Here is an 11259-nt window from a genome sequence, read left to right as displayed (position 1 = left end):
CCACGGTCTGGGACACATACGACGATATCGTGGAAGCCTGCAAAACCGCATGGAACTGGTTCATCGCCGATCCAGACCGCATCAACTCAATCGGTAGCCGCGATTGGGCATGTGTCAGTCTTTAGGCGGATTGGTATTACTCCGCTCAGACGTTGCCGATGCGTTCCGCCCCCAGCGTCTTCGGTGCCGCGAAGGCGGCAAAGCGTGGCAGGGGGGCTTGGGCAACCCTGGCTTCCCAGCGCAGCCGCCCGGCCGCGGCGATCAGCAACGCCACCAGCAGATAGAAGTCCGGGGATGTGATGCCGGGGCCGGACAGCGTCGCGGAGACCAGGATCCCGATCAGGGCGCCGGCACAGCCATGAATGACCATTTTCAGCTCCGGGATGCGCGCACGAAGCTGCGCGGCTCTGACATGGGCGAGGATGCGCGCAACGAACCAGAGCAGTCCGGCAATTCCCCAGATGCCGATGCCGGCGGCGAGTCCGGGGATCAGGCTCGAGGAGCGATTGCTCCCCCAGCCGACCCCCAGCCCGTAACTTTCCGCCGCCTCTTGCAGACTGTCGAGATCGGTCGAGGTCCGGTCCTGATACGAGGAGGATTGCTGCTTGGTCAGCGTCGCATTGACGACGCTGACCGCCTGATGGGCCACGCCAGGGGCGACGGCCGGCACCGCGGCGACGGTGATGGCCACCACCAGGCCACCGCCGGCCAGCCCCATCAGCACGCGTTTCTTCAAGGTCGCGGAGCCCACCACGAACGCGTACAGCGCCAGGCCCGCCGCCATGATGGCCAGGGCCGCGTATCCGGTGGTGGAGGTGCAGAGCAGGAGCACGCCCAGGCTCAGGACCAAAACGAGGCGGGTCAATCGACGCCTGTCGCCGTTGACGATCATCCAGGCTGAAGCGCCCACGGTGCTGCACAAATAGCCGGCAAGAGCCGCGGGCTCGCTGAACGGGCCGGAGAGCCGGATGACCGAGCCGATGGTCTCGTCGGAGAGCAGGGCCCAGCCGGGATTGGACAGGAAAAACGAGGTGGGAAACCAGACATGGACGGTGTTCGCTGCGAATTGCCAGAGTGAGATGGCCACCACGATCAACCCGGTACAGAGATAGGTGTTGAACAGCCGGTTCAGGTTCGCGCCGATCTTCACCAGATACAAGGACGCGGCAACCGCCAGCCCGGCATTGATGATGAGATACATATCCTGGGTATAGTTGCCGGCATTGGGGCTGAGCGGGGTCAGAACATCGAAGCCGCTCAGCTTTTGTGGCCAGACGTAAATGTCGCCTTCAAAAAAGCGCGGCATAAGGAACGAGCTGGCCAGGGCGCCGATCACCACCAGAATAAAGGGCGTCAGGACCTGTAGGACGCCATTCCCGGTCGGATAGCTGGCGCCGAGGATGAGCCGCAGCAGGAAATAGCCGATAAACAGGAGCGCCGGCAGCAATCCGGGCGCGATGCCGTAATTGCCGATAACGAGGACCGCGGCCGCGGAAAAGGCGCCGCCAATGAAGACAAGCTGCAGGAGGCGTTCCGGGGTTCTCCAATAGAAGAGGCAAAGCGGCAAAAACACCGCACCGAGGGCTGTAATCATCTCATCGATCCAAAAAATAAGCCATTTCGATGCTATCAAAGAGCAAGGGTACGATCAATGTTGCGGTCTCGTTAAGAGTGGCGGGGCGCAGGCCGGCGATCTCGGTGGCCTTCGTGAAACCAAAATTGCCGCTGCAGCAGATACTGCTCACAAAACACTGATGCCCTCCGGCGGCTCCGGCAGCGGCGGCGCGCTAGAGTGTGATTGCTCAGGGAAGTGAAGGGGAAGACTACTTTTTGTGAACAAAAAGTAGCAAAAAAACTTTGTTAATTTGGGCCAGGGGCGCTGTCACCGACAATGCCCATGAACCAGCATCGCTGAAGTTTTGCGCCGCTTTTGATCGAAAAAGAGGTCGCTTCAGGAACGGTCGAGCGTGGTGAGATTCTTAATTGCCTGGATATGTTTAAGTTTTATCGGTTTTGAGCCAAAACGGAATGTGATTCAGCCAAGTGAACGAGGGCGGGCCGTTCTGGCTTAGATGGTTCACTATTACGTTATCCATTCGATCTGGGGTGGGGATTTAATTGACCGCTTGGCGATAGAAAAATGAAAGCCAGCGCGATGGAATTTGTTGGGCCCTGTGTCGATAAAAGGCTGCCGCCACCCAGCTGACCCTGCACTGTTAGACAAGGCGGTAAGAGGCCGATCGCGAGCTCCGTGGCACAGGCCGGGGCAGGCAAGGAATCCGGGCGCTGTAGCCGGCGACGGAAGCGGCTTGAAGAGATGGCGGCAATTATGGCATGGCGGTTCTTTGGCGGCGTGAACGCCCCGTTAGGCGGTCCCGGCGTATTGACCAGGCGCGAGGTCGGCCTGAGCGGAAGAGGGAGAGCCGTGGTGTTACATGCCGCAAGGAGAACATTTTGGGGTGGGATCGAAGGTGAACGCCGATCTTGCCCGAGCAAGGTGCTGACCGGTACAATTAACTTGGGCCGGGGTGGCGGAGGCGGGCTTGATGCTTTACGGGCCGGTGGAACCGCGCGAGACATCACGATCCCGGACTGGAATCAATAAAAGGTAAGACCATCATGGCTCTGGACCCACGAACGCTTCTGTCGACGATGCTGTTTGTGGTGCTCTTGACCGCGGTCGCCTGCTTTCTGGCCTGGCTGCAGGACAGGAAACAGACGGTGCCGATGTGGATGGCCCTGGCTGCCGTGTTGCTGGGTCTGGCCTTGGTTGGTCGCATGCTCGCAGCGTTTCTGCCGGGAATTATTCTGTCGCCTTCGTTGCTGCTGACCAGCTTCGGCTTGATCTGGACGGCGGGCCGCTGCCTGCGGGACTTGCCACCGCGGCCCCTCGCGATTTTTTTGCCGGTCATCGTCTGGTTAACGCTTTGTTGTTTTCCCTGGTTCCGGGACGAGCAGAATCTCCGTCTCGGCAGTGGCCTTTTGCTGCTTGTGCTGCCGTTCAGCCTGCTGGCGCGTGAATTGTGGTTGAAAGCGGATGCGCCGCCGCTCATGCGCTGGCTGCTTTTGGCGATTGTGGGTTTCCAGATCATCTATATGCTGCAGGCCGGCGTTCGGGCGCTCCTGTTCTGGCCGCATGTCGTCTACATGCCGTTTCAGCAAATCCCGGGATTTTCCCGGATGATGCTGGATATCATCGCGGTGATGGTGGTCCTCAGTTTTGGGCTGATGACCATCGAGAAGGATCAATCCGCACGCCGCTACCAGGATGCCGCACGGCATGACTTCCTGACCGGCGTCGGCAATCGGCATGATTTCGAGGTCAATCTGCACAGGCATTTCCGGCGTGCGCAAATGTCTAAGGAGAAGCTGTCGCTGATCATGGTCGATGCCGACGGGTTCAAGGCGTACAACGATCTTTATGGTCACCGCGCCGGCGATCAATGTCTTCGGCTTCTGGCCCGGTCGCTGGTGCATTTCTGCCGGCCGACCGATCTGGTAAGCCGGTATGGTGGTGAAGAATTCGCGGTGTTGTTGCCCGACACCGATGCCGACCGTGCGTTTGGGGTCGCCGAGAGGCTGCGGCAAGGGGTTTATGAACGCCGGATCAAGCACGCGGGCCGGCCCGAGGGACGGCTCACCATCAGTCTCGGCGTGGCGACGCTGCTGCCGGAAAGGCGTGAGGCGACGCCCGACGCGTTGGTCGAGGCGGCTGACGGCGCGCTGTATTGCGCCAAGCGGGCGGGGCGAAATCGTGTCTGCTCGGAAACGGGAAGGAATGAACGCCAATGGGAGGCCGCAGAGGCGAGCCCACAGGAAGCCGAATAACGCGCGCATCCCGATGTTCGTGCTGAGTGAAAACGTGGTCATCCGCGGGCTGACTGTTGCAGGCCCTGGTTGGTCACCCCTTGGCCAGAGAACGCCGTTCCTGCTATAGCGCGCGCTCTCAAGGATACGGTGGGCCTTATGACATTGAAATTTCTCTCTTTGACCGCTGCGGTGATGGTTGGTCTCGCGGCTTTCGGCACCAGCCAAGCTCAGGCGATTGGCTGCGTTTCGGGTGGCGCCGCGGGGGCCGTGGCGGGGCATTATGCCGGACACCATGCGGTGATGGGGGCCATCGCCGGCTGCGTCGCCGGGCATGAGATCGCCAAGCATCGCGCAGAGCAGGAGCACGAGGTGCAGCGGGCCCATAACACGGACGGCCAGCGCTCTCTCTGAGTGACAAGATAAGAAAGCAGCCGCTTTTTGAAAAAAGCGGCGCAAAAACTTTTTTCCGCTAGGCCATGGGCGTTGTCTCAGACAAAGCCCATGGCCCAGATTAATAAAGTTTTTTTGCTACTTTTTGTTCACAAAAAGTAGCCTTTCCCTTCTGGGCGCCGATATTGACACTGTTCCGTAAAGCTGCGCGAAGGGTCTCCTCACGGAAAGCTTGCTACTCGGATGACTCCTCCCCTGACCAATATGACCCCGGATTTTTCGGCTCAATTTCGGCCGCGCTACGCGTGGAATGACAATGTCATGCTCTCCGCCTGGTGGTGGACGATGTGGTGGCCCTGGGTCAGCCTGGGTATTTTGCCCAGCTTGCCGGCGCCACAGCCTTACGACCTCACAGCTATTTTCGAGGAGCCGGCCTGCGGCGGCTGAGCGGATCCGTTGAGGTAAGCGAAAGGGAAGGCTACTTTTTGTGAACAAAAAGTAGCAAAAAAACTTTGTTAATGCTGGGCCTGAGGCTGTGTCGGCGACAACGCCCATGGCCCAGCATAACAAAAATTTTTGCGCCGCTTTTTTTAAAAAGCGGCCGCTTACTTCACACGGCGATTTCGCGGCCGATTTCCACCACCTGGTCCGGCGGCAACAGGAAATGATCGGTGACATGGGTGGAGTTGCGTTCCAGGAAGGAGAACGCCGCCACCATCCAGCCTGGCAGGCCGCCTTTCTCTGCGCGTGCCACGATGGTTTCATGCCCGACAAAATAGGTCAGGTCGGCGAGATTGACCGGGCAGCCCGTGCCATGCGCGCGGACGAGCAGGGCCGGCACATCGGGCCGCTCCATGAAGCCGAACCGGGCCCGTCCGCGCCACACGTTTGGTGCGATCTCGGCGACGCTCAGGCGGTCCTGTGCCGCCACCCAGGGCACCAGATCGAACGTCACCGTCAGGATGAAGAGGTGCTCTTGCACGGCACGGCTGTGTTTGAGGTGCCAAAGCAGCACCGGCGGCGCGTCCTGCTCCATGCGGGTCAGGAACACCGCCCAGCCCGGCACGCGCGCGACCCGGTCCCGCGTGACGCAGCGCATCAGTTCATCGATCGGCATCGCACCGCCGCGGATCCGCGCCGTCACCGCCCCGAAGCCGGTGTGCCAGATCAGCATCACGCTATAGACCGCGGCCGCCAGCAGCAGCGGCACGTAACCGCCATTGGCAACTTTAAGCATATTGGCGGTGACGAAGGCGGCGTCGACGATGAACAGCGCCCCTGCCAGGAGCGCTGCCGGCAGGATGGGCCAGCGCCAGACTTCGCGCATGGCGATGAACAGCAGCACCGTGGTCATGAGCATCGTCATGGACACCGCGATGCCATAGGCGGAGGCCAGGTTGTCCGATTTGGCGAAGCCGATGGTCAGCCCGAGCGTCACCAGCATCAGCAGCCAGTTCACCGCGCCGACATAGATCTGTCCATAGCCTTTGGCCGAGGTTTGCGTGATCCGCAGGCGCGGCATCCAGCCGAGCTGGATCGCCTGGCGCGTCATCGAGAAGGCGCCGGTGATGATCGCCTGGCTGGCGATGATGGTGGCGATGGTGGCGAGCACGACCAGGAGTGGCAACACAGCCGGAGGGCAGAGGCGGTAGAAGATGTTATCACTGCTTGGCGCGCCGGAGAGCACCAAGGCTGCCTGTCCGGCATAGCTGAGCACCAGGCTGGGCAGCACCAGCCCGCCCCAGGCCAGGCGGATGGGCCGCGCGCCGAAATGCCCCATATCCGCGTACAAAGCTTCCGCGCCGGTGACGCAGAGGAACACCCCGCCCAGCACGGCGAAAGCAGTGAGCCCACCGGAGACGAGGTAGGACAATGCATAGAGTGGGTTGATGGCCAGCAGCACTGCCGGGTGCAAAGCGATGCCGTAGAGCCCGAGTACGGCGATGACGAGGAACCAGAGCGCCATGATGGGCCCGAACATGAAGCCGATGCGCGCGGTGCCCTGGCGCTGCACGGCGAACAGCGCGACGAGGATCACCACCGCGAGCGGCACGACATACGGCCCGAACGAAGGGAGTAAAATATTCAGGCCCTCCAGTGCGGAGAGCACGGAAATCGCCGGGGTGATGGCGCCGTCGCCATAGATGAGGGCGGCGCCGAACAGCCCGACCAGAACGATGATCCGCCGTTGCTGCCGCTTGATGCCGAGCAGGGACATCAGCGCCAGGATGCCGCCTTCGCCATCATTGTCGATGCGCATCGCCAGCGTCACATATTTCACTGAGGTGATGATGATCAGCGTCCAGATGATCAGCGACAGTGAGCCCAGGATGGCGGCGGGAGAGGGATGGGCTCCCGTGGCGTCCAGAACCGTTTTCAGCGTGTAGAGCGGGCTGGTGCCGATGTCCCCGAAGACGATCCCGAGGGCCGAGAGGCTGAGCACGGCGAGCGGTCCGCGCGGGGCATGAAGAATGGCGGGTGCGGCGTCGGGCACGCTGACCTCCTGCTTGGAGAGAAGAAAGCGGCCGCTTTTTGAAAAAAGCGGCGCAAAAACTTTTGCTATGCTGGGCCTGAGACGGTGTCGCCGACAACGCCCACAGCCCAGCATTAATAAAGTTTTTTTGCTACTTTTTGTTCACAAAAAGTAGCCTTCCTTCGCTTCCTATTGCACGAGGGCGATCTGTGCCTCGCTGAGGCCGCGGATGAAGTCGGGGAGCGGGATGAAGCCGACCATGTTCAGATATTTCGGCGCATTGCCGCCATCGGCGGAGATCGCCCAGAGCAGGAAGTGGCGGACCGCTTCCGCCGTCAGGGCATCTTTCTGGTTTTTGGAGACGACCGCATATTCGTAGTTGATGAGCGGATAGGACTCATCGCCCGAAGCGAAGACGAGGGTCAGACGCTCATCGGGCGGTGTGCGCGGGTCGAGCACGGCCGCCGCGGCGGCGATGGTGTCGGGCGTGGGCAGAAGGAACTTGCCGTCCTGGTTCTTCAGCATCGCCGTCCCCAGCCCGGTCTTGGCGATCGCGGCGCGGAAGCTGATACCGATATAGCCGATGGAATAGGGCGTCTGCGCGAGGGTCTGCACCATGCCGCCATTGCCGATCGCGGTTGCCGCGGCGGGGACGAATGGCCAGTTGACGGTCGTGCCGTAGCCGGTCGCATCATCCCAGCTCTGCGCCGAGAGTTCGAGGAACTGCGTGAAAATGAAGGTGTCGCCTGCGGCATCCGCGCGATGGACCGGCACGATTTGGTGATGCGGCAAAGCCAGGCCCGGGTTGAGGGCGGCGATCTCCGGCGCGTCCCACATCGTGACCTGGCCGCTATAGATGCCAGCCAGCGTCGGTCCGTCGAGTTTCAAGGGCGCGGTGAGGCCGGGGACGTCATAGTTCACCGTCTGCGCGGAGATTGCGAGCGGGATGTTGAGGATTTGCGGATTCTGCTCGCTGGCGTCCTCGGACATGTAGGCATCCGACGTGCCGATCTGCACCGCGCCCGCGATCGCCTTGGCGATGCCGTCGCCCGAGCCGGTGGCGCCGGCGGTGATCGCGACATCCGGATGCTGTCCCTGGTAGTCGGGGATCCAGAGTTCGAAGAGCGGGTAGATGAGGGTCGAGCCGGTTTCGTGCAGGGCGATGGTCGCCGCCGCGGCCTTGCCGGGGGCGCCGAGCAGGAGGGAGAACGCCGCAACGAGCATCGGCGCGGCGATCAGGCCGCTGCGGGAAGACATGCGCTTCATCTCATATTTTCCTTGAAGTTTCTTGGGAAGCGAAGGGAAGGACTTCTTTTTGTGAACAAAAAGAAGCAAAAAAACTTTTTAATGCTGGGGCATGGGCGTTGTCGCCGACACCGCCCATGCCCCAGAGTAACAAAAATTTTTGCGCCGCTTTTTTTAAAAGCGGCCGCTTTCTGTCTAAATCCATCCTGCGCTAGCCGGCGTCCCGGCCGATGCGGTCAAGATTGATCCCCGTCGTCTCGATGCGGAACAGCCAAGTGACGATCGCGCCCAGCACCGAGGTGATGATGAGACCGTAGAGCAGCGCGCGGATGCCGATGCCGGCGAGCAGGAGCGGGAAACCGAATGTCGTGGCGACGGCGCCGACTTTCGCGATCATCGCGGCGAAACCCGCCCCCATGCCGCGCACCTCGGTCGGGAAGACCTCGCCCGCGAGCAGATAGGTCTGCGCGTTCGGTCCGAGATTGGTCATGAAGTTGAACAGCATGAAGCCGGCGAAGATCAGGGCGATCTTGGCGCTGCCGGCCGCATCGATCGAGAGCGAAGCGATTGCGAGCCCGACCGCGCAGCCGAGGAAGCCGAAGATCTGCAGGCGGATGCGGCCGAAACGATCGGCGAGCGCGATCGCGAACAGGATGCCGACGATCAGCAGCGCGGTGATGAGCGCAGAGCCCTCCGCCGAGAGAATGCTGTTAGAGATCATGTCGGTGAGGCTGCGCACCTTGTCCGGGCCGCCGCCCAGCGCGGTCGCCAGGATCGTCGGTGTAAACACGCCGATGCCGTAAGTGCCGAGGTCCTGGATGAACCAGGGCGCCGAGGAGAAGATCGTGGCGCGCAGGTTACGGTGATCGAACAAGGCGAGGAAGGATTGCTTTGACGCATGCCCCTCGTCAGTCAAGGGACGGGCCAGTGCGACCGAATGTGGGTAGCGTGGCGTCCGGTGCAGGAGCCGGGCGAGTGCTGTCTCGGCCTCTTCGTGCGCACCGCGGACGATCAGCCAGTTGGCGCTCTCGGTGATGTAAAAGCGGGCGAGGGTGATCGCCACTGCGGGCACCAGGGCGGTCGCGTACATCCAGCGCCAGGCGTTCAGGCTTGGGTCAATGACGAGGACCATGGCGCCGATGCCGATGCCGCACATCGCGCCCACGGCCTGGAAGGCGAAGGCGCCGAGCACCAGCCGGCCGCGCGAGACGCTCGGGATGCTCTCGGAGATGATCATGTGCGCGGTGGGATAGTCGCAGCCGAGCGCCATGCCGACGCCGAACAGGCAGATTATCAGCGAGATGAAGTTGCCGCAGACGATGAGCAGCGTGAGGAAGGCGCAGAAGATGATCATCTCGGCGATAAACATGCGCTTGCGGCCGAAATAGTCGGACATGCCGCCGAGCAGCATCGTGCCGACCAGGATGCCGGCGAGGCTGGCCGAGGTGACGAGGCCCTTCTCGGCCGGGGCGATGTGGAATTGGAGCGTGATCAGCGGCACGGTCACGCCGCCCATGAACACGACGAAGCCCTCGAAGAACTTACCGGCGGCGGCGAGCGACCAGATGCGCCACTGCATGCCAGTCATCGGCGTGGATTTCAGCTTGGTGCCGTCCGGCCAGACCGGCAATTCGTCGATATATTCCTGGACCGTTCTGGCGTTGCCTTGCGCGGGCTGGGTCCTGATGTCATCCATCGCCGTTCTTCCTCCATTTTGTGCCGAGCGCGCGGCGGAAAGACCTGACAGCACCGCCTGCCCCACGCCTCCGGGATTCCTATTTCGGACAACTGGCCACAGAAGCGGCCGGCACGCACGTTAAGTTTCGATGTCGAGCCAAATGGTTGTGCCGGCGCGCCGCCATCCCCGCTCGGCCCGCTGTTAGGGGGCTGTGCGGTCGCGATTGGGCGTCAGGCCGATTTGAGCGGCTGCCGGACGGCGTATTCAAACCCTGGATTTTGCTCTGGCCTTGTGCCATACCGCCGTCCCATTGCTGGTCAATCGGGTTGCTCCCAGCTGGCGGTCTTGAGTTCTTTTGAAAAAAGTGCTTTCAACGGGCACGGCTGGGTAACTTTTCCCAGAAAAATAAGGCATCACAACAGGTTAGCCGACATAGCTCAGCGGTAGAGCAACTGATTCGTAATCAGTAGGCCCCCGGTTCAATCCCGGGTGTCGGCACCAGTCTTTTCAATGAGTTATTGGCGGTTTTTGTTCAGCTTCGGTCGAACTTTTTGGTTTTGGGTCCCGTCTGGGTACCAACGCAGAATATTTTGCCTATTTTGGAAAGCGGCTGAAAATTTGTCAGCGCCAAAATTAGCGAGTGAGGGCGTTACATGGGACCCCAAACAAATTGGGACCCAATACGTTCAGAATATGATCCGGCAGCCAAAGAGAGGAGGCGTCCGTGGAAGCCGCGCCGGATGCATAGTGCGGCGGACCGCATGGCCTGGAGGGACCGGGTGGTCGCAGCTGGAGAGGCGCCTTCAAATGCCTCCAACCCACTCAACATCATGAACCGGGTTTACAAAATCGCCAGGTCGGAATGGGGCTACAGAATCGGCAACCCTCTGACCGGGATCGCCCGTCCAAAGCCGCGGATACCCCGTGAAGTCTTTCTCAACGCTAAGGACCCGGGACGCATCGAGCAATTTCTGTAAAATACAATAGCAATGTATCGCGCGGCGCCGCACGCACCCTGGCGGCGGGCAGGCACGGTAAACACTTGGTGTATTGCTCTGCTCGTGCAAAGTCCGCCGCATGGTCGTGATCATTTCAACGAATAACGCGGTGCGCCTGACGTTCCTCGTTTCACTGCTGCGGGACGGCGGCTTCCAACCGGCCCTCTATGACAACAACATGGCCGCCGTCGAAGGCAGCATTGGCGCTGTGATGCGCCGCATCGCGGTTCCAGCTCACCAGGCAGATGCTGCCCGGCAATACTTGCGCGAGGCAGGCGAGTTATGATGTTTTTGTGCCCTGGCTCGGTAGGGGCGGGCCTTCTCGGCAAGCAAATGCGGCCTGCGGTGGCATCATCGTCTAGCTGCCGGTGGCGCATTAATCAGCGTCGGCCGGGCCTGTTGCCGGCGGATACAGTCAATCGTTTGCGCTGTCTGCGGTGTCATAGTCGGCCGACGGCGGTGGATTTGTGCTTGGGGGACAAAGCTGCCGTCCGCGAGAGAGTGGCGCAGCCAACGCAGAGAGCTGCCCTCCGAAGGCAAAGGTCACGCGTTCGAATCGCGTCGGGTCCGCCAATCTTTTCAATAACTTACGGGCGTTTCGATTGGGCGCCCGTTTTGCCTAGCTAGCAGATAGCTAGCGCCAGCCGTCCAAAGCTTTCTTCCGG

General features: G+C 61.3%; 9 protein-coding genes and 1 tRNA gene. 5 read left to right on the top strand and 5 right to left on the bottom strand.

All coding sequences use genetic code 11. From position 1 onward, the window contains the following. Positions 1–145: 145 nt before the first annotated feature. Positions 146–1594, bottom strand: a complete 1449-nt coding sequence (locus VGG47_RS11750) for a hypothetical protein (RefSeq protein WP_331538725.1) — start codon at positions 1592–1594, stop codon at positions 146–148. Positions 1595–2619: 1025 nt separating this feature from the next. On the opposite strand from VGG47_RS11750, the gene VGG47_RS11745 reads away from it, so the two are divergent. The 3 genes from VGG47_RS11745 to VGG47_RS11735 all read left to right on the top strand — a co-directional run bounded on the left by VGG47_RS11745 (position 2620) and on the right by VGG47_RS11735 (position 4647). Next, entirely contained in the window at positions 2620–3828 is a 1209-nt protein-coding gene (locus tag VGG47_RS11745; RefSeq protein ID WP_331538723.1) for a GGDEF domain-containing protein, read from the top strand. Positions 3829–3966: 138 nt separating this feature from the next. Beyond that, positions 3967–4221, top strand: a complete 255-nt coding sequence (locus VGG47_RS11740; protein WP_331538721.1) for a hypothetical protein — start codon at positions 3967–3969, stop codon at positions 4219–4221. A gap of 222 nt (positions 4222–4443) precedes the next feature. Next, positions 4444–4647 (top strand): hypothetical protein, encoded by a 204-nt coding sequence (locus VGG47_RS11735; protein WP_331538719.1) that lies wholly within the window; start codon positions 4444–4446, stop codon positions 4645–4647. A gap of 163 nt (positions 4648–4810) precedes the next feature. On the opposite strand, the gene VGG47_RS11730 is transcribed toward VGG47_RS11735, so the two are convergent. From VGG47_RS11730 to VGG47_RS11715, 4 genes are all read right to left on the bottom strand, one after another. Next, the gene (locus VGG47_RS11730) at positions 4811–6694 is read right to left on the bottom strand and encodes a potassium transporter Kup (protein ID WP_331538716.1); all 1884 of its coding nucleotides are present in this window, start codon (positions 6692–6694) and stop codon (positions 4811–4813) included. 168 nt (positions 6695–6862) lie between these two features. Then, entirely contained in the window at positions 6863–7939 is a 1077-nt protein-coding gene (gene pstS, locus VGG47_RS11725) for a phosphate ABC transporter substrate-binding protein PstS (protein WP_331538714.1), read from the bottom strand. A gap of 1 nt (position 7940) precedes the next feature. Continuing rightward, a complete protein-coding gene (locus VGG47_RS11720; RefSeq protein WP_331538712.1) occupies positions 7941–8123 on the bottom strand; it encodes a hypothetical protein in 183 nt (60 codons plus the stop codon). 6 nt (positions 8124–8129) lie between these two features. Next, complete coding sequence (locus VGG47_RS11715; RefSeq protein ID WP_331538709.1) at positions 8130–9614, bottom strand: MFS transporter; 1485 nt, start codon at positions 9612–9614, stop codon at positions 8130–8132. Between the two features lie 408 nt (positions 9615–10022). Between VGG47_RS11715 and VGG47_RS11710 the strand changes: the two genes are divergently transcribed. Next, a tRNA-Thr gene (locus tag VGG47_RS11710) sits at positions 10023–10097 on the top strand. A gap of 576 nt (positions 10098–10673) precedes the next feature. After that, complete coding sequence (locus VGG47_RS11705) at positions 10674–10880, top strand: DUF2007 domain-containing protein (RefSeq protein ID WP_331538706.1); 207 nt, start codon at positions 10674–10676, stop codon at positions 10878–10880. Positions 10881–11259 lie beyond the last annotated feature (379 nt).

It is taken from the genome of Acidocella sp. (assembly GCF_036489515.1).
Lineage (GTDB): Bacteria > Pseudomonadota > Alphaproteobacteria > Acetobacterales > Acetobacteraceae > Acidocella.
Note: the sequence above shows the minus strand (reverse complement) of the source record. Positions and strands in the feature narration are given on the sequence as shown.